The sequence below is a fragment of the Streptomyces sp. NPDC003943 genome (assembly GCF_053605265.1).
In genome coordinates this window covers 1-17,402 of the sequence record NZ_JBSGIW010000078.1, presented here as the reverse complement: position 1 = coordinate 17,402, position 17,402 = coordinate 1, and the positions used below count along the sequence as shown (strand labels likewise).

At 72.1% G+C, this 17,402-nt stretch carries 15 protein-coding genes; 9 read left to right on the top strand and 6 right to left on the bottom strand.

What is annotated here, in order from left to right:
* The first annotated feature begins 84 nt into the window (after positions 1-84).
* Positions 85-555 (top strand): hypothetical protein, encoded by a 471-nt coding sequence (locus tag ACWEV0_RS27250; RefSeq protein WP_453152151.1) that lies wholly within the window; start codon positions 85-87, stop codon positions 553-555.
* Positions 556-630: 75 nt separating this feature from the next.
* Here the strand turns inward: ACWEV0_RS27250 and ACWEV0_RS27245 are convergent, their stop codons facing one another.
* Positions 631-1,998 carry an NAD(P)/FAD-dependent oxidoreductase gene (locus ACWEV0_RS27245; RefSeq protein ID WP_453152150.1) on the bottom strand — a complete coding sequence of 456 codons (1,368 nt, stop codon included), beginning with the start codon at positions 1,996-1,998 and terminating at the stop codon, positions 631-633.
* Positions 1,999-2,197: 199 nt separating this feature from the next.
* On the opposite strand from ACWEV0_RS27245, the gene ACWEV0_RS27240 reads away from it, so the two are divergent.
* Positions 2,198-2,767: an NADPH-dependent FMN reductase gene (locus tag ACWEV0_RS27240; protein WP_453152149.1), complete on the top strand. Its 570-nt coding sequence runs from the start codon at positions 2,198-2,200 to the stop codon at positions 2,765-2,767.
* 34 nt (positions 2,768-2,801) lie between these two features.
* Here the strand turns inward: ACWEV0_RS27240 and ACWEV0_RS27235 are convergent, their stop codons facing one another.
* The gene (locus tag ACWEV0_RS27235) at positions 2,802-4,862 is read right to left on the bottom strand and encodes a phosphocholine-specific phospholipase C (RefSeq protein ID WP_453152148.1); all 2,061 of its coding nucleotides are present in this window, start codon (positions 4,860-4,862) and stop codon (positions 2,802-2,804) included.
* A gap of 205 nt (positions 4,863-5,067) precedes the next feature.
* Here ACWEV0_RS27235 and ACWEV0_RS27230 point away from each other — a divergent pair, with 205 nt between their 5' ends.
* Entirely contained in the window at positions 5,068-7,125 is a 2,058-nt protein-coding gene (locus ACWEV0_RS27230; RefSeq protein ID WP_453152147.1) for a prolyl oligopeptidase family serine peptidase, read from the top strand.
* A 36-nt stretch (positions 7,126-7,161) separates the two neighbouring features.
* Here ACWEV0_RS27230 and ACWEV0_RS27225 read toward each other — a convergent pair whose 3' ends face one another.
* The 3 genes from ACWEV0_RS27225 to ACWEV0_RS27215 form a co-directional block, all read right to left on the bottom strand.
* Positions 7,162-8,382, bottom strand: coding sequence for an amidohydrolase (locus tag ACWEV0_RS27225; RefSeq protein ID WP_453152145.1), 1,221 nt, complete (start codon positions 8,380-8,382; stop codon positions 7,162-7,164).
* Positions 8,383-8,535: 153 nt separating this feature from the next.
* Positions 8,536-9,204 (bottom strand): class I SAM-dependent methyltransferase, encoded by a 669-nt coding sequence (locus ACWEV0_RS27220; protein WP_453152144.1) that lies wholly within the window; start codon positions 9,202-9,204, stop codon positions 8,536-8,538.
* A gap of 71 nt (positions 9,205-9,275) precedes the next feature.
* A complete protein-coding gene (locus ACWEV0_RS27215) occupies positions 9,276-9,563 on the bottom strand; it encodes a hypothetical protein (RefSeq protein WP_453152143.1) in 288 nt (95 codons plus the stop codon).
* Between the two features lie 218 nt (positions 9,564-9,781).
* Between ACWEV0_RS27215 and ACWEV0_RS27210 the strand changes: the two genes are divergently transcribed.
* The 4 genes from ACWEV0_RS27210 (at position 9,782) to ACWEV0_RS27195 (ending at position 14,248) form a co-directional block, all read left to right on the top strand.
* Positions 9,782-11,014 (top strand): T4 RnlA family RNA ligase, encoded by a 1,233-nt coding sequence (locus ACWEV0_RS27210; RefSeq protein WP_453152142.1) that lies wholly within the window; start codon positions 9,782-9,784, stop codon positions 11,012-11,014.
* Entirely contained in the window at positions 11,011-11,931 is a 921-nt protein-coding gene (locus ACWEV0_RS27205; RefSeq protein WP_453152141.1) for a phosphatase domain-containing protein, read from the top strand. Before ACWEV0_RS27210 ends, ACWEV0_RS27205 begins: the two co-directional genes overlap by 4 nt.
* A gap of 175 nt (positions 11,932-12,106) precedes the next feature.
* The gene (locus tag ACWEV0_RS27200; RefSeq protein WP_453152140.1) at positions 12,107-13,423 is read left to right on the top strand and encodes a radical SAM protein; all 1,317 of its coding nucleotides are present in this window, start codon (positions 12,107-12,109) and stop codon (positions 13,421-13,423) included.
* 75 nt (positions 13,424-13,498) lie between these two features.
* A complete protein-coding gene (locus ACWEV0_RS27195) occupies positions 13,499-14,248 on the top strand; it encodes a YoaK family protein (RefSeq protein ID WP_453152139.1) in 750 nt (249 codons plus the stop codon).
* A gap of 16 nt (positions 14,249-14,264) precedes the next feature.
* Here ACWEV0_RS27195 and ACWEV0_RS27190 read toward each other — a convergent pair whose 3' ends face one another.
* Positions 14,265-14,771, bottom strand: a complete 507-nt coding sequence (locus ACWEV0_RS27190; protein ID WP_453152138.1) for a carboxymuconolactone decarboxylase family protein — start codon at positions 14,769-14,771, stop codon at positions 14,265-14,267.
* A gap of 102 nt (positions 14,772-14,873) precedes the next feature.
* On the opposite strand from ACWEV0_RS27190, the gene ACWEV0_RS27185 reads away from it, so the two are divergent.
* Together ACWEV0_RS27185 and ACWEV0_RS27180 are read left to right on the top strand one after the other, a co-directional pair.
* Positions 14,874-15,788: a pirin family protein gene (locus ACWEV0_RS27185; protein WP_453152136.1), complete on the top strand. Its 915-nt coding sequence runs from the start codon at positions 14,874-14,876 to the stop codon at positions 15,786-15,788.
* Between the two features lie 321 nt (positions 15,789-16,109).
* Complete coding sequence (locus tag ACWEV0_RS27180) at positions 16,110-17,327, top strand: DUF4185 domain-containing protein (RefSeq protein WP_453152179.1); 1,218 nt, start codon at positions 16,110-16,112, stop codon at positions 17,325-17,327.
* The last annotated feature ends 75 nt before the right edge of the window (positions 17,328-17,402 follow it).

The window sequence follows — 17,402 nt, the reverse complement described above, 5'->3', positions numbered from 1 at the left end:
GCCGGACACGGCGGGACGTACGCACACGACACCACAACGACAGACGTGACGCCGGACAGCGGCGTCACGAAGGGGGACATCCACATGCGCACCAACCGCATCGCCCGCACCGCCGCCGTCGCGCTCTTCGGTCTCGGCAGCCTCGGCGTCTTCGCCGGCACCGCCCAGGCGGAACCGATCGACTACGTGAAGATCGAGTTGCTCCAGCTCACCTGCTACCAGCAGAGCGAGGGCGACCACGACGAGGCGTACCTCAACATCACCGACGCCAACGGCAACCAGATCAAGGTGTGGCCCGGCAACGGCATCTCGTACCAGACCATGGGCCCCGGCTACGTCCGCGACATGACCGACGGCAACGGCAGCACGGCCCTCGTCCTCGGCCGCGAGCAGGCCCGCACCCTCACCCTCTGGGACAAGGACACCTTCGGCGGCGACGACAAGCTGGGCGCGACCCTCGTCACCGGCAGCGAGGTCGGCGCCGAGACCCAGTACCGCTCCCTGGAGGGCTCCGGCGGCGTGTACACGATCGCCTACCGCGTGATCGACATCTGACCGGCCGATCCGGCTGACCCGGCCGATCCGGCCGTCCGGGGGACGGCCGGATCAGGCCCGGGTCCTGGTCCGGCCTCAGGACTTCCCGGCGCGCAGTGATGCCGTGTGGGCGCGGACCTGGTCCGGGGTGAGATAGGCGTCCGTGTACTCGAAGTCCTTCAGGGTGCCGGACTTCGAGGCCAGGAAGCCGGTGCGGACGAAGTCGTCGCCGGCCACCGCGTTGAGCAGCCAGTTCGTCATCACCCGGGCCTTCGCCACGTTGGTGCGCAGCGCCGCCCAGTGGTAGCCGCGGGCCACCGCCTGGGCCGGCATGCCGTGGAGCTCGACGCCCATCGGCTTCGAGACGCCGTCGAGCCCACCGAGGTCCACCACCAGGCCCAGGTCCTTGTGGTGGTACGGACTGGTCTGCTCGCCCCGCATGACGGCGACCAGGTTGTCCGCGAGCGCCTTGCCCTGACGCATGGCGTGCTGGGCGGTCGGCGGGCAGATCGCGCCCTCCTCGTCCTTGGCCAGGTCCGGCACGGCGGCCGCGTCGCCCATGGCGTACACGCCGTCGAGACCGGGCACCTTCAGGTCCGCGTCGACCACGAGCCGCCCGCGCATCGTCTCCGCGCCGAGCGTCCCGATCAGCGGGCTGGCCGCGACGCCCGCCGTCCAGATGAGCGTCCGGCAGGGCAGCACACGGCCGTCGGTGAGCATCACGTTCTCGTCGTCGACGGACGCCACCGACACGCCGAGCGAGACCTCGATCCCGCGCCGCCGCAGGATGCCGAGGGCGGCCCCGCCCAGCTTGGGCCCGAGCTCGGGCATCAGGGTGGGCGCGATGTCCACCAGGTGCCACTTGATGAGCGCCGGGTCGAGCCGCGGATAGCGCCTGACCGCGTTGCGGGTGAGCAGCTGCAGACAGGCCGCCGTCTCGGTCCCCGCGTAACCGCCGCCCACCACCACGAACTGCAGCCGCGCCGCCCGCTCGGCCTCGTCCTCGCTCGCGTCGGCGAGGTCGAGCTGGGCGATCACGTGGTCGCGGATGTAGACGGCCTCGGCGAGGGTCTTCATGCCGCGCGCGTGCTCGGCGAGCCCCGGGATGTCGAAGGTGCGGGTGACGCTGCCGGGGGACAGGACCAGATGGTCGTACGGCTCGGTCGTCAGCTCGCCGGTGATGGTGCGCACCACGCACACCTTGGCGTCGGTGTCGATGCCGACCGCGCCGCCGGGGATGATCCGGGTCCGGTGCCGCTCGCTGCGCCGCAGGGACAGCGCCACCGACTGCGGGGTGAGCACGCCGGAGGCGACCTGGGGAAGCAGTGGCAGATAGAGCTGGTACGAGAAGGGGGACAGCAGGGAGATCGCCGCCTCCCGTCCGGTCAGCCGTCGTTCGAGGCGCCGTACGCACCCGACCCCGGCGAAACCGGCGCCCACCACGAGGATTCTGGGTCGAGCCACGGGTAAGACCGCCTTTCCACGCCTTGTCCACCCTCACTGAACGAACCCATCATCCGAAAGCTGAGCATATCCGGCAAAAGGGGAGAAGAGGTGAAGGGGTGGGAGAGGGGCCGCAAGACGGGGAACCGCCTCGGTCGCAGGGGCCTCCCGACCGGGTTACCTTCGCCGGGAACCCCCTTCGACGAAGGACGGCAACCGCATGACCACGTACAAGGTCGGCTATTTCGTCGGCAGTCTGTCGGCCAAGTCCATCAACCGGATCCTCTCCAGGGCGCTGATCCGGGTCGCGCCGCCGGGCCTGGAGTTCCGTGAGATCCCCATCAAGGACCTGCCGCTCTACAACCACGACTTCGACACCGACTATCCGCCCGAGGGCAGGGCGCTCAAGGACGCGATCGCCGCCGCCGACGCGGTCCTGTTCGTCACGCCCGAGTACAACCGCTCCATCCCGGGCGGCCTGAAGAACGCCATCGACTGGGCGAGCCGGCCCTGGGGCACCAACTCCTTCACCCACAAGCCCTCGGCGGTGATCGGCACCTCGCCCGGGAAGATCGGCACCGCGGTGGCCCAGCAGAGCCTCCGCTCCGTGCTGAGCTTCTGCAACTCCCCGCAGATGAACGCCCCGGAGGCGTACATCCAGTTCACGCCGGGGCTCTTCGGCGAGGACGGCGAGGTCACCGACCCCACCACCCAGCAGTTCCTCTCCGACTTCATGAACGACTTCAAGGGCTTCATCGAGCGGGTCCTGACGGTCCTGCCGCCGCGCTGACGGCGGCAGGACACACGGGTCGTCGCGGGGGCGCTCAGCCGGAGACGCTGGGCGCGCCCGTCTCGATGTGGCCGGTGTAGCGGCGCGACCAGGTGCCGTCGATGTCGGCCAGGACGGTGAAGTCGTACCAGCCGTCGGTGTAGGCGACCGCGTTGAAGTAGTCCTCGCGGGACGACTTCGCCGGCACGGTGTACGTCCAGGGGCCGTCCGACCGGTAGGCGTCGGAGCGGATGGTGAAGGTCACCGCGGTGGACGCGTTGTTGGTCATCCTGAACCAGATCGCCGTCTTCCCGGTGCCCGGCTCCGTCGCGTACCGCGCCGCGACCTCGATGTCCTTGCCCGCCTTGGAGGCGTCGCCGATGAAGCGGCGCAGGAAGCGGTTGGGGCCCATCATCGAGATGTCGTACTTGCCGGAGCCGGAACCGAGCCCGATGTTGAAGTAGTCGGTGGCGGTGCTGCCCGGGTCGACCGTGTACTGCCAGGCGGCCGTGTCCCGGTACTGGTGCGGGTGGATCGAGAAGTGCGCGGTGCGGCGCGCCTCGGTGCCCTGGTTGGTCATGGAGAACCAGGCGAGGATCTTGCCGGCGGCGCCGAACTCGAAGCGGTCCAGATTGCCGTTGACCTGGTACGGGACGGCGCGGGCCGGCCGCGTGCCCGTCTCCTGCGACGGCAGGGCGTTGTCCTGCGGGGCCGGGTTGGGCAGCGGGCCGCAGGTGGCCTGGCCGATGACCTTGGCGGTGGACGGCAGGCCCGCCGGGACGCCGTAGACCGGACGGGTGAAGTCGAAGACCCCGGTCAGGTCGCCGCTGACCCGGCGGCGCCAGTCGCTGATGTTGGGGCAGGTGGCGGGGGTGCCGAGGGCGGCCGTCCAGACCTCCATGAAGCGCAGCACGGAGGTGTGGTCGAAGACCTCGGAGCTGACCCAGCCACCCCGGGTCCACGGGGACATGACAATCATCGGAACCCGGAAGCCGAGGCCGATCGGCACGCCGTCGATGTACTCGCCCGGGGTCCCGGGCGGCGCGACCGGCGGCGGCACGTGGTCGAAGAAGCCGTCGTTCTCGTCGTAGTTGAGGAAGAGCACGGTCGAGTCGAAGACCTCGGGGTTCGCGGCGAGGGCCTGGTATACCAGGTTCACGAAGTGCGCGCCGTCGCCCGGCGGGGCGTACGGGTGCTCCGAGAACGCCTCGCTCGCCACCACCCACGACACCTGCGGCAGGGTGCCGGCGACGGCGTCGGCGCGGATCGCGGCGGCGATGTCGTCCGGGGTCGAGCCGGCCACCTTCGGCACCGAGGCCATGCCCCGGTCGTACAGCGGGTCGCCCGGCCTGGCGTCGGTGAACTTCTTGAAGTACGCGAGGCCGTTGTCGCCGAAGTTGTCCTGGGCGTTCTGGTAGACCTTCCAGCTCACCCCGGCCCGCTGCAGCGCCTCCGCGTACGTCTCCCAGGTCAGCCCGGACTCGTCGCCGCCGTCCTTGCTGCCGGAATCGACCTTCCCGCTCCACAGGAAGGTGCGGTTCGGGCCGGTCGCGCTCAGCGTCGAGCAGAAGTAGGCGTCGCAGACGGTGTAGTTGTCCGCGAGGGCGTAGTGGAACGGTATGTCGCCGCGGTCCAGGTAGCCCAGGGTGCGGACGTTGCCCACGCCCGCGACCCAGTTGTCCATCCGCCCCTTGTCCCAGGCGGCGTGCTGGGAGGTCCAGCTGTGCGGCAGGTCGCCGTTGCACTGCGCGAGCGTCTCGCCGTCCACCCCGCCCGCCGGCGGAGTGGAGCTCAGCTTCCACGGGTACTGCCGGCCGCCCCAGTTCGGCTGGTTGAACGTGCCCCAGCCGCCCGGGATGTTGCCCGCGGCCCGGTCGCCGAAGCCCCGCACACCGCGCAGCCGGCCGAAGTAGTGGTCGAAGCTCCGGTTCTCCTGCATGAGGATCACCACGTGCTTCACGTCCGTGATCGCCCCGGTGGCCGCCGCCGCGACCGCCGACGTCGCCTCGCCCGCCTCCCCGGCCCCGGCCGCCCGCGCCGTCCCGCCGGACAGCGCCGCACCCGCGACGATCCCCGCCCCGATCCCTACGAAGCCTCTGCGGCTGATGGGAATCATGCCCCGCCTCTCCAGTCCCGCTGTGCCCCGGTGGCACGCCGAGGACAGGATGAGGGAACGAGGCGCAAAGGTATACGGCCGTGCAGTAATCGATTGGTTAACTTACGAAGGCCGGTGAGGTGTTGGGGTGGGGGCGGGGTCCGGATTGGTTGCCAGGCGAACCAATGATGTCCGGGTGAGGGCGGTCGGGCGCGTTGTCAGTGGCATGGTCCACCATGGTCGACACGAGGGGATTCGAGCGGGAGGAGGACCGGGCGTGAGTGATGACCCGTATCTGTGGCTTGAGGAGGTCGAGGGCGAGCGGGCCCTCGACTGGGTGCGGAAGCGCAATGCCGAGACGGAGGCGGAGCTCGCGGGCGGGGCGGAGTTCGCCGGGCTGGTCGGTGAGCTGCGGGAGGTGCTCGACGCGCCGGACCGGATTCCGTACACCCGGCGCCGGGGCGAGCACCTCTACAACTTCTGGCAGGGCGCCGGGCACACCCGCGGTGTGTGGCGCCGCACCACGCTGGAGGAGTACCGCAGCGACGCGCCCGACTGGGACGTGCTGCTCGACCTCGACGCGCTGGCCGAGGCCGAGGGCGAGGACTGGACCTGGGCGGGGGCGCAGGTGCTGCGGCCCGCGTTCCGCCGGGCGCTGCTCAGTCTCGCGCGGGGCGGCGGCGACGCCGTGGTGGTGCGCGAGTACGACCTCGTGGAGCGGGCCTTCGTCGCGGACGGCTTCCGGCTGCCCGAGGCCAAGACCGACATCGGCTGGATCGACGAGGACCACGTCTTCGTCGGCACCGACCAGGGCCCCGGCTCCCTGACCGCCTCCGGATACCCCCGCACCGTCCGCCGCTGGCGCCGCGGCACCCCCCTCGACGAGGCGGAACTCGTCCACGAGGGCGCCGAGTCCGACCTCGTCGTCTCCGCCTGGCACGACCCGACCGAGGGCTTCGAGCGCGACTTCGTCTCCCGCTACCGGGACTTCTGGCACCACGAGACCCACCTCCTGGACCAGGACGGCGAGCTGCGCCGCATCGACGTCCCCGACGACGCCGACAGCTCCGTCCACCGCGACTGGCTCCTCGTCACCCCCAAGGCGCCCTGGCTCGGGCAGCCCGCGGGCTCCCTGCTCGCCTTCCGCTTCGACCACTTCCTCGCCGGACGGCGCGAGCCCGAGGTCCTGTTCACGCCCGACGAGCGCACCGCCCTCGCCGGGCACTCCTGGACCCGCAACCACCTCGTCGTCGAGACCCTCCAGGACGTCGCCAGCCGGATGCACGTCCTCACCCCGCCGACCGGTCCCGGCGACTGGAAGCGCCAGGAGCTGGCCGACATCCCGCCGCTGGCCTCCGCCGCCCTCACCGACACCGACCCCGACACCGGCGACGAGTACTTCCTCTCCATCACCGGCCACCTCATCCCGCCCTCCCTGCACCGCGGCGAGATCGGCGCACCCGGCGAGCTGATCAAGCAGGCCCCCGCCCGCTTCGACGCGACCGGCCTCGACGCCCGGCAGTACTTCGCGACCTCCGCCGACGGCACCCGCGTCCCGTACACCGTCGTCGGCCGCCACGGCGCGCTCCCCGGCCCCACCCTCCTCACCGGCTACGGCGGCTTCGAGGTCTCCCTCACCCCCTCGTACGACACCGTGCGCGGCCGCGCCTGGCTCGCCCGCGGCGGTACGTACGTGGTCGCCGGCATCCGCGGCGGCGGCGAGTACGGCCCCCAGTGGCACCGCAGCGCCCTCAAGGCCGACCGGCCGCGCGCCTACGAGGACTTCGAGGCCGTCGCCCGCGACCTGGTCGCCCGGGGCATCACCACCCCCGACCGGCTCGGCATCACCGGCGGCAGCAACGGCGGCCTGCTGATGGGCGCGATGCTGGTGCGCAGCCCCGAACTGTTCGGCGCGATCGTCGGCCACGTCCCGCTGCTCGACATGCTGCGCTTCCACACGCTGCTCGCCGGCGCCAGCTGGACCGCGGAGTACGGCGACCCGGACGACCCGGCCGACCGGCCGCACCTGGCCGCGCTCTCCCCGTACCACCACCTCGAAGCCGGCCGGCCCTACCCTCCCGTGCTGCTGACCACCTCGACCCGCGACGACCGCGTCCACCCCGGACATGCCCGCAAGGCCGCCGCCCGGCTGCGGGAGCTCGGCCATCGGGTGCTGCTGCACGAGACGCTGTCGGGCGGTCACGCCGGGGCCAGCGACCACGAACAGACCGCCTACAACAGCGCGCTGGAGCACACCTTCCTGTGGCGGACCCTCACCGCCTGACCGGTACGGGGCGGGGCGGGACGACGGGACGGCGGCTCAGACCAGGGCGCCGTCCCGGGCGACCACCCGGCCCGCCCGCACCACCAGGTCGCGGCGCGGCACATCGACCACGGCCTGCGGCACGCACTCGCCCTCGACGAGCATGAAGTCGGCGGGAGCGCCGGGCCGCAGGTCCGCCCGGGGCAGCCCCAGCAGCTCGGCGCCGCCGTGCGCGGCGAGCTCGAAGCAGGCGGTCAGCTCCTCGTCGAGGCGCGCGTCGAGGGCCCAGCCGGCCAGCCACGCCCGGTGCAGCATGTCGGCGTTGCCGAACGGGCTCCAGTTGTCCCGCACCCCGTCCGAGCCGAGCCCGACCCGCACCCCGCGCTCGGCGAGCCGGCGGAACGGCAGGACGGTCACCTCGGACAGCGCGACCGTGGTCAGCGCGACCCCGGCGTCCGCGAGCAGGTCCGCCGTCTCGTCAAGCTCCCTGCCCGACAGCTGCGCGACGGCGAAGGCGTGGGCGACGCTCACCCGGCCCTGCAGACCCAGCGCCCTGGTGCGGGCGGCGATGTCCCGCAGCGGTACGAGACCGGTCTCACCCCGGTCGTGCAGATGGATGTCGAGCCCGAGGCCGTGCCGCTCGGCCAGCCCGAACACGGTGCCCAGCTGGTCGCCGTCCGCGGCTCCCGGCCGGCCCGTCGCGTCGAACCCGGCCGGGTCGATCCCGCCCACGTGCGAGATCAGCCCGCTCGCCGCGGCCTCCTCCAGGAGCTCCACCACGCCCGGCACCCGCACGACGCCGTGCTGCGGGAACGCGACCAGCTCCACGTCCACGATCCCGCGCAGCCGCTCCCGCGCCTCGGCGATCCCCTCCAGCCCGGCGAGCCCGAACGCCGGAGCCACGTCCGCGTGCGCCCGCATCGCGCGCGTGCCCTGCGCGGCCGCGTGCGCCATCAGCCGGTACGCGCGCTCGCCCACCGGCGTGGGCAGCGCGCGAGCCAGCTCCACGTCGCCCGCCACGTAGTCGGCGATGCCCCGCGCCGCCCTACGGCTCTGCCAGGACTCGCCCCACGCCGTCTTGTCCGGGTGGATGTGCGCGTCCACCAGCGTCGGCAGCGCCATCCGTCCGCCGCCGTCGACGACCTCGGCCGGCGCGCCGTCCGGCACGGAGTCCACCAGCACCCCGTCCACGGCGACGAGATCGACGGCGGCCCCGCCGAACGGGCGGACGTCGCGGAACACGGTGACGGAAGGGCCGGAGGCGGGCTGCGATGCCACGGGGGTCTCCTCGGGTCGCGGGACGGGAAGGAGCGGCCGCCGACTGGTCCGTACAGCTTGGTATACAAAACGGCGACGCCTGCCTGATATACCACGCAGGCGTGCGGTCGTCCGCGTAGACCCCGGCGATCCCGCCCGCTCGACGGCGCCCGCTCAGTCCTCCCGACGGGCCAGCAGATACGCGCGCCGCGTCGCGGCCTCATGGGGGTAGGGCGCCCGCTCCAGCTCGGCCTCGATCCGGAAGCCGGCCTCCCGCAGCGCGCCGGTGACGGCGGTGGGCTCCAGGTAGTGGAAGTCGACGTCCACCGCGTGCCCCCACCACTCGGTGAGGTTCCTCACCTCGGTGCCGATGTGGAAGGCGACCAGGAGCGGGGCGCCGGGGCGAAGCACCCGGCGGATCTCGGTGAGCGCGGGGGAGAGTTCGCCAGGACCGAGGTGGATGAGGGAGTAGAGCGCGACGGCCGCGTCGAACTCGCCGTCCCGGGCCGGCAGTCCCAGCAGGTCCCCCTCGCGGAACTCGGCCTCCGGATGCCGGTCGCGGCCGATCGCGACCATGGCGGGGGAGAGGTCGATCCCGACCACGCGCCGCTGCCGCCCGGCCAGCCAGGCGGCGATGTGCCCGGGCCCGCAGCCCAGATCGGCGATCACCGCCCCGTCGCCGGCCTCCTCGACGAGCGCGCCGAGCAGCGCCCGGTCGAGCGGCTTGCCGGCGAGCTCGTCGCCGATGCGGGCGCGGTACTCCTCCGCGACGGCGTCATAGCTGCGCCGTACCCGCTCGTGCCCGGCGGCTGCCCGCCCCGTCCCGCTGTCCGTACCCGTCATGCCCACAACCCCCCGGTCGTCTCGTCGCCTTCGTGTCGAAGCGCCGACTGCGGCTACTGCAATTACCGTTGTTACTGCATCGGGTGCATGGGCTGCATCGGTGCCAACGACTGGCCAGGCTGCATGGACTGCATCGAGGGGGCCATCGGCGCCAGCTGAGCGCCGGCCGGTACCATCTGCGCGCCGGTCGGAGCCCCGGCCGGCGCGCCGGTCGGAGCGAGCCCGGCCGGCGGCATCTGGATCACCCGGCTGAGGTCACGCAGCACCTCCTCGGCGGTCCGACGGACCTCGCCGGGGACGTCCCCCTGCTCGCGTATGAGCTCGGCGTAGATGGGGGCGGTGGTGTCCGCGTAGTTCATGGGCTCGCTTCCTCGGCTTCCGCAAAGTCTTCTCGGGCGGCGAGTCTACGGGGCCGGACGTCCCCCCATGGGCACGGGCCCGCAATCCCGCACCCGCTCGTGGCCGCCGGCTCGTGCCGCCGCGCGGCCCACGGTTCGCGGCCCGCCCGCTAAATCGCTGGTCAGCTCACCGACCGTCACAGAAGAATGGGCCTTCACGAAAAACGGGAGGGGAACCCATGAGCCAGGCGTACCAGACGCACCTGACTCTCGACGCGCTGCTGCCGCGCGACCAGCTGGCCGCCGCCGTCGCCGCCGGGCATGTGACGCGCAAGACACATCCCGAGCTGCCGCTGTCGATCTACACCTACACCCGGGTCTGCCAGTACGAGGGCGTCTGGAACCAGGTCACCACCCGCTGCCGCGGCCTCGTGGCCGACGACCGCACCGGCCGGATCGTCGCCCTGCCGCTGCCCAAGTTCTTCAACGTCTCCGAGCACGAGACCGGTCGCTCCTACGCGCCCGCGCTGCCCGACGAGCCGTTCGAGGTGTACGAGAAGGTCGACGGCAGCCTCGGCGTGGTCTTCCACTACGACGGACGCTGGCACGTCGCCTCCAAGGGCTCCTTCAGCAGCACCCAGGCCACCTGGGCGCAGCGCCGCCTCGACGCCGCGGACACCTCGCGGCTCGCGCCGGGTGTGACGTATCTCGCGGAGATCGTCTACCCGCAGAACCGGATCGTCGTCGACTACGGCGACCGCCGCGACCTCGTGCTGCTCGCCGCCTTCGGCCCCGACGACACGGAGGTACCGCTCGCCGTGGCCGCCGCCGACTGGCAGGGCATCGGCTCGGTCGTCACCGTGCACCCGGCCATGCCGCTGGACGAACTCGTCAAGCTCACCGACTCCAGCACCATGCCCGACGGCAGCCCGGCCACCGGCACCGACGCCGAGGGCTTCGTCCTGCGCTTCGCCTCCGGCGTCCGCGCCAAGGCGAAGATCGCCGAGTACGTGCGCCTCCACAAGGTCGTCACCGGCGTCACCGAGCGCGACATCTGGCGCGGCCACGGCATCCAGCGCTTCGCCGGCACCTCGGCCAAGATCCTGGCGCAGGGCCTCGGCCTGTCCATGGCCGAGCTCGGCGGCATCCGCTCCGAAGGCGGACGCCCGCTCGACGCGCTCCTGGAGCAGGTGCCCGACGAGTTCGACGCCTGGGTGCGATCCGTGATCGCCCGCCTGGAGGAGGAGTTCGCCGCCCGCGAGCGCGCCATCGACGAGGCGTACGCGACGGTGGCTCACCTCGCCGGAGACCGGGGCGCGTTCGCCCGCGCCGTCCGGGCGCTGCCCGACCGCGACGTGCGCTCAGCGCTCTTCATGCGCCTCGACGGGCGCCCCACCGACCTGCTGGTCTGGCGCTCGCTGCGCCCCGAGACCGCCGACCCCTTCACCACCGACGAGGAGAACCGAACGTGACCGTGCCCGTGGTCCACGTCATGACAGGACTGCCGGCCTCCGGCAAGACCACCGCCGCCCGTGCCCTGCAGGAGCAGGCCGAGGGCCGGATGCGCCGCGTCAACCTCGACGACCTGCGCACCATGCTCGACCTGCCGGGCGACGGGCGCCGCTCGCACGTCCACGAGCAGACCGTGCTCGGCATCCAGGACACGGCGGTCCGCGCGGCCGTCGACGACGGCTTCGACGTCGTCGTCGACAACACCCATCTCACCCCGCACATCCCGAAGCGCCTCAAGGCCGCCGTCGCCGGCCGCGAGGCCGTCTTCGTCGTGCACGACTTCACCCATGTGCCGGTGGAGGAGTGCGTCCGCCGCGACGCCGAGCGCGCCCGCCCGGTCGGCGAGGAGATCATCCGCATCCTCGCCGACAAGCACGCCAAGGCCACGCGCGGCGGCTGGCGCCTCACCGGCGAATGGCTCAACGACCGCCCGGCCGTCACCCCGTACGTCCCCGACCCCGCCCTGCCCTCCGCCGTCCTCTGCGACATCGACGGCACCCTCGCGCTGCGCGGCGACCGCGGTCCGTACGACTTCACCCGCTGCGACCTCGACCTGCTCAACGTGTCGGTGCGCGACGCCCTGCGCGCCTTCCAGGGCTCCCACCGCGACCGCATCGTGCTGCTCTCCGGCCGCAGCGAGGACCACCGGGAGCTGACGGAGGCGTGGCTCGCCCGCCACGAGGTCCCGTACGACGAGCTGTGGATGCGCGCGTCCGGCGACGGCCGCTCCGACGACCTGGTCAAGGCCGAGTTGTTCGACACCCACGTCCGTCACCGCTACGCGGTCCGGGTCTCGCTCGACGACCGGGACCGGGTGGTCGCGGTCTGGCGCCGGATGGGCCTGCCGACCTGGCAGGTCAACTACGGCAACTTCTGAGCGCACGAGCGGGCCGGTGTGCGGACGGACGGGCGGGCAGGCGGCCTCGGTCGCAGGGCGTAGGCCGCTCTGCGACCGGGGCCGGATGCCGCGCCCCCCGGCGCCGTCCTAGGGTAGGTCGGTGGTCCCACCACGCACGGCTCGCGACCGCACGACCGAGGAGATGTATCCAGGCATGATCCGCCGCACCGACGAGGTCGAAGACCTCATGCACCGCTTCCCGCACGTCCCGAAGGAGGCGGTGATCAAGGAGGACCTGCTGCGCGGTGGCATCGCGTTCGACGACTCGGCGCTCACCGACTCGGGCGACGAGGCGTCCGGTGAGGTCAAGCCGAAGTCGTACTTCATCTTCTCCTTCGACCACCGCACCCTGCCCGAGCTGGGCGAGGCCGCGCTGCGCCGCCCGCCGGAGGAGATCGTGCTCACCGGCGGCCCGTACGAGCTGCGCCGCACGGTGGTCTCCGTCCGGGTGAACCCGGCGTCGCCGTACCGGGTCGCCGCGGGCGAGGACGGGATGCTGGGGCTCTACCTCGACGGCCGCCGGATCGCGGACGTCGGCCTGCCGCCGATGCCCGAGTACTACCGGCACACGCTCTCCAACGGGAAGTCCGTGATGGAGGTGGCCCCCACCATCCAGTGGGGTTACCTCGTCTATCTGACGGTCTTCCGGGTGTGCCAGTACTTCGGCGCCAAGGAGGAGTGCCAGTACTGCGACATCAACCACAACTGGCGCCAGCACAAGGCGGCCGGACGCCCCTACACCGGTGTGAAGCCGGTCGAGGAGGTCCTGGAGGCGCTGGAGATCATCGACAGGTACGACACGGCCGGCGCCTCGACCGCGTACACGCTCACCGGCGGCGCCGTCACCTCGCACATCGGCGGCAAGGACGAGGCCGACTTCTACGGCCAGTACGCCGAGGCCATCGAGGAGCGCTTCCCCGGCCGCTGGATCGGCAAGGTCGTCGCCCAGGCGCTGCCCAAGGCCGACGTGCAGCGCTTCAAGGACTACGGCATCCAGATCTACCACCCCAACTACGAGGTGTGGGACAAGCGCCTGTTCGAGCTGTACTGCCCGGGCAAGGAGCGCTACGTGGGCCGCGACGAGTGGCACCGCCGCATCCTCGACTCCGCGGAGGTCTTCGGCCCGCGCAACGTCATCCCCAACTTCGTGGCGGGCGTGGAGATGGCCGAGCCCTTCGGTTTCACGACGGTCGACGAGGCCATCGCGTCGACGACGGAGGGCCTGGAGTACTTCATGTCCCGGGGCATCACGCCCCGCTTCACCACCTGGTGCCCCGAGCCCACCACCCCGCTCGGCAAGGCCAACCCGGCGGGCGCGCCGCTGGAGTACCACATCCGGCTTCTGGACGCGTACCGCGCGACCATGGAGTCCCACGGCCTCAGCTCGCCGCCCGGCTACGGCCCGGCGGGCCCCGGCCGCGCGGTCTTCTCGGTGTCCTCCTTCATGGACAGCCTCCCGGCGGTCGACTGACCGTCAGGAGGCGGCCCTCGGGAGCGGAGTCCAAGGCCGCGGCTGTCGCTGTCGTCGCGGAAGGAGCATCCGGGAATGCGTACGCTGCTGGTGCAGGCGGCCCGCACACTGGTCCCTCCGAAGGGGGACCGGCACGGGCCGCTCCCGCCGGTCCTGCTGGCCCTGGCGGTCGTGACGGGGCTGGTGGACGCGGTGAGCTTCCTCGGGCTCGGGCACGTCTTCGTCGCCAACATGACCGGCAACGTGGTGTTCCTCGGCTTCGCGCTGGCCGGCGGCGAGGAGCTGTCCGCGCCCGCGTCCGCCGCCGCGCTGGCGTCGTTCCTGGCGGGCGCGGCGATCGGCGGTCGCTTCGGGCTGCGGTTCGGCGGGCGGCTGCGGTTCGGGGCGCACCGCGGCAGGCTGCTCGCCTCGGCCATGGCCGTACAGGCGGTGCTGGTCGCGGTGGCGCTCGGCATCGCCGGCGCGGCGCACGGCGTGCGTGACGGCACGTACGAGCGGGTGGGCACCAGCGTCGAGTACACCCTGATCGTGCTGCTCGCCCTCGCCATGGGCCTGCAGAACGCGGTGGCCCGGCGACTCAGGGTGCCCCACCTCGTCACGACCGTGCTGACCATGACCCTGACCGGCATCGCCGCGGACTCCGCCCCGGGCGGCCGGCGCGTCCTCAACGTCCTGGCGATGTTCCTCGGCGCCCTGATGGGCGCCGCGCTCCTCAAGGCCGGGATCTCCGTGGCCCTGGGCGTGACGCTGGCCCTGCTCCTCTCCGGCGCGGCGGTGTTGTGGCGCCTCTCCGTGCCGGCCGCGGGCTGGGCCGCCGCACCCTAGGTGGGTGCCCCGGGGCTCAGCGCAGGGCCGTCGCGGTCTCGCGGACCGGGTGCTTGCTGAGGATCGAGACCCGGTTGAACGCGTTGATGGTGATGGCGACCCAGAGCACCGCGGAGAGCTCGTCGTCGTCCAGGACCTCGCGGGCGTCGGCGTACGCCCGCTCCTGGGCGAGGGCGTCCGCCGGGTGCGTCGTGGCCTCCGCCAGGGCGAGGGCCGCGCGCTCGCGCGGGGTGAACAGCTCGGTGTCCCGCCAGGCGGCGAGCACGCCGAGGCGCCGGGTGGTCTCGCCGGCCCGCAGCGCGGCCCTGGTGTGCACGTCGAGGCAGGAGGCGCAGCCGTTGAGCTGCGACACGCGCAGGTTGACCAGCTCCACCAGGATGCGGTCGAGGCCCGCCTCGGCGGCGGTGGTGCGGACGGTCTCGGCCGTCTTCACCAGCGCCTGGTACGCGGCGGGGCTCTGCTTGTCGAGGTAGACCCGCCCGGTGCGCGTGGCCACCGGGGCCAGGGTGCTGTCGTCGCTCACCTGTTGCTCCTTCGCTCGTCTTCGCGGCTATCATCACCCATGATTGTTGAAAATGAAACTAGGCGGCTGGGCAACTGGCCGAGAAGTGAGAGGGGTCGGGAAATGGGCGACGCGGAGGTCGAGATCCTCACCGCCCGGGACGTCCCGCTGGGCGGACCGCGAGCGATGACCGTACGGCGCACACTGCCACAGCGGTCCCGGACACTCATCGGAGCCTGGTGCTTCGCCGACCACTACGGCCCCGACCGGGTCGCCGACTCCGGCGGCATGGACGTGGCCCCCCATCCGCACACCGGCCTGCAGACGGTCAGCTGGCTGTTCAGCGGCGAGATCGAGCACCGCGACAGCCTCGGCACCCACGCCTTCGTGCGGCCCGGCGAACTCAACCTCATGACCGGCGGCCACGGCATCGCCCACACCGAGGTCTCCACCCCCGACACCACCGTCCTGCACGGCGTCCAGCTGTGGGTGGCCCTCCCCGGCGAACACCGCCACGCCCCGCGCGACTTCCAGCACCACGCCCCGAAGCCGCTCCGCGTCGACGGCGCCGACATCAGGGTCTTCCTCGGCACGCTCGCCGGCGACACCTCTCCCGTGCGCACCTTCACCCCGCTGCTCGGCGCCGAACTCCTCCTCGACCCCGGCGCGTCCGTCACCCTCGCCGTCGACCCGGAGTTCGAGCACGGCCTGCTCGTCGACGAGGGCGACGTACGCCTCGACGGCACCCTGCTGCGCCCTGCCGAACTGGGCTACGCCGGCACCGGACGCACCACGCTGACCGTCACCAACGAGTCCGCGGAGCGCGCGCGGGTGGTGCTGCTCGGCGGCACGCCGTTCGAGGAGGAGATCATCATGTGGTGGAACTTCATCGCCCGCACGGACGAGGAGATCCGGCAGGCGCGGGAGGACTGGATGTCCGGCGACCGCTTCGGCGAGGTGAAGGGCTACCCCGGCGCCCCGCTGCCCGCCCCGGAACTCCCGACGACCCCGCTGAAGGCGCGGGGCAACCCACGCTGACCGGCACCCGGTTCCGGACCCGGCATCCGGTTCCGGAACCGGCATCCGGTGCCGATTCCCGCCAGCACGCGCACAGCGCCACCCCCGCAACGGATCCGTAGCGGTGCGCCTGTGCCGCGTAAGGCTTCTGGCTGCTAACCGTGGGGGAGGAGGGGCGAAACCCGTAACGTTCCGGATGCCTCACGCCGTGCGCCCCTGGCTACCTTGCGGGTCGCCGACGGCGGACCACGCCGCCGCGTACTCGACTCGGTACGAGGGAGAGGTCCCGTGCGCAGAAAGCGAAGCGAACCGGAGCTGGTCGTGACCATGGAGGACCGAGAGATGACGAACCCGTCCCAGCCCGGCCACGTGCCCAGCAGACGGACCGCGCTGAGGGCCGGCATGGGCCTCGCGGTGGGCGCGGGACTGGCCGTGGCCGCGCCGGGGGCCGCGTCCGCCGTGCCGCGCGGAACCCGGGGCGTCGCCCTGGCGGGGCAGGTCGGCACCCCGCTGTGCGAACAGCCCGGGGACTCGGCGAGCGCGCAGGGGCTGGTCTCGGGCGACCTCGGCATTCCGTACTTCCGGGAGCACGACGGCACGTGGGGCTACGTCTTCGGGGACAGCTGGACGGGGCCACGGCAGACCGGTGACTGGATCGGTTCCCCGGTGATGCTGAACCAGGCGAACTTCGACAGCTCGGGCGCCACACCGATCTCCTTCACCTGGGCGATGCCCACGGGCGGCGCGGCGGGCCAGCTCTTCGACTACCGGCACAACGAGGACAACGGCTACGGCGACACCGAGGTCTCCCGCATCCCCAACGACTGCATCGAGTTCGGCGGCCGCACCTACATCCAGTACACCTCGGTGTTCACCTGGGACCCGCCCGCCGGGTGGGACGGGTCGCTGATGTCCGGCGTGGCCTACTCCGACGACCACGGCGTGACCTGGCACGACTACCCCTACCACTGGCCCGGTGACCGCCTCGGCGCCAACCAGAGCATGTACGGCATGTGGTCGTTCGCGGGCATCGACAACGGCTACCTGTACATCTTCTCCAAGCGCTGGAACGGCGGACACAAGAACACGGCGGACGGCGGCGCGATCCAGCTGTTCCGGATCACGCCGGACGAGTTCCGGGCGGGCAACTTCGGCGCGCAGGAGAACTGGGCCTACCTGGACGGCCGCTGGCAGTGGACCAGGGACGTCGGCCCGTCGGTCATCCTCTCCGGCAACAACATCGGCGAGTTCTCCGTGAAGCGCATCGGCGGCAGGTACTGCATGAGCTACCTCGACGTGGCGGACTACTCGATCTGCACCCGCACCGCCGCCCGGCCCGACGCCGTCTGGTCGGCACCCAAGGTGCAGATCGTCGGGAACGCCTCCTGGCCGATCAGCCACTGGGGCAAGCCCCAACTGCCGTTCCTGTACGGCGGATACATCCACCCGGGAAGTGCGAGTGCGACCTCGCTGACCCTGATCGTGTCGCAGTGGTCCTCGGACGCGAACAAGCAGACCACCGCCTACCGGGTCCTCCAGTACGACGGCATCAACCCGTGACCCCCTGAGCGAAGCCCGGAATCAAGCAGATCGTCGAGGAGGAGGGCGGCGAGCAGCGGCGCGAGGACACGAACG

Bases quoted from the DNA above. Each gene is read 5' to 3' on its own strand.
- ACWEV0_RS27250 (WP_453152151.1), top strand. From the start codon at position 85: ATGCGCACCAACCGCATCGCCCGCACCGCCGCCGTCGCGCTCTTCGGT.
- ACWEV0_RS27240 (WP_453152149.1), top strand. From the start codon at position 2,198: ATGACCACGTACAAGGTCGGCTATTTCGTCGGCAGTCTGTCGGCCAAG.
- ACWEV0_RS27235 (WP_453152148.1), bottom strand. From the start codon at position 4,862: ATGATTCCCATCAGCCGCAGAGGCTTCGTAGGGATCGGGGCGGGGATC.
- ACWEV0_RS27230 (WP_453152147.1), top strand. From the start codon at position 5,068: ATGGTCCACCATGGTCGACACGAGGGGATTCGAGCGGGAGGAGGACCG.
- ACWEV0_RS27220 (WP_453152144.1), bottom strand. From the start codon at position 9,204: ATGACGGGTACGGACAGCGGGACGGGGCGGGCAGCCGCCGGGCACGAG.
- ACWEV0_RS27215 (WP_453152143.1), bottom strand. From the start codon at position 9,563: ATGAACTACGCGGACACCACCGCCCCCATCTACGCCGAGCTCATACGC.
- ACWEV0_RS27210 (WP_453152142.1), top strand. From the start codon at position 9,782: ATGAGCCAGGCGTACCAGACGCACCTGACTCTCGACGCGCTGCTGCCG.
- ACWEV0_RS27200 (WP_453152140.1), top strand. From the start codon at position 12,107: ATGATCCGCCGCACCGACGAGGTCGAAGACCTCATGCACCGCTTCCCG.
- ACWEV0_RS27195 (WP_453152139.1), top strand. From the start codon at position 13,499: ATGCGTACGCTGCTGGTGCAGGCGGCCCGCACACTGGTCCCTCCGAAG.
- ACWEV0_RS27185 (WP_453152136.1), top strand. From the start codon at position 14,874: ATGGGCGACGCGGAGGTCGAGATCCTCACCGCCCGGGACGTCCCGCTG.
- ACWEV0_RS27180 (WP_453152179.1), top strand. From the start codon at position 16,110: ATGACGAACCCGTCCCAGCCCGGCCACGTGCCCAGCAGACGGACCGCG.